This is a genomic window from Paracraurococcus ruber (assembly GCF_004353985.1).
GTDB lineage: Bacteria > Pseudomonadota > Alphaproteobacteria > Acetobacterales > Acetobacteraceae > Paracraurococcus > Paracraurococcus ruber.
Genome location: NZ_SMOA01000729.1, coordinates 1 through 366, shown reverse-complemented (window position 1 = coordinate 366; position 366 = coordinate 1). Strand labels below are relative to the sequence as shown.

Here is a 366-nt window from a genome sequence, read left to right as displayed (position 1 = left end):
TGGGCCGGTCCAGGGCGCGCAGCGCCATGGCCAGCTCCAGCCGCGGCCAGGGGTTGCGCGGCCCGCCCGCCGCCACGGCGGCGCGGTAGTGCCGCAGGGCGCCGGCCAGGTCGCCGCGGCCGCGCGCGGCATGGCCGAGGCCGAGCAGCGCCTGCACCTCGCCCGGCCGCAATTCCAGCGCCGCTGCGCATTCGGCCTCCGCCTCGGCGAAGCGGCGCAGCTGGCGCAAGCTGGTGGCGGCCTCGATCCGCGGCCAGGGATCGCGCGGTGCCGCCGCGGCGGCGGCCGCGAATTCCGCCAGCGCCGCCGCATGGTCGCCGCGGCCGCGGGCGAGATGGCCGAGGCCGAGCCGCGCCGGCGCCAGCC

The 366-nt window shown here is 81.7% G+C and carries 1 protein-coding gene; it reads right to left on the bottom strand.

Annotated features, from left to right (window positions below):
- Positions 1-366: tetratricopeptide repeat protein (locus E2C05_RS32580; RefSeq protein ID WP_158292516.1), on the bottom strand; the 366-nt coding region annotated here is incomplete at both ends.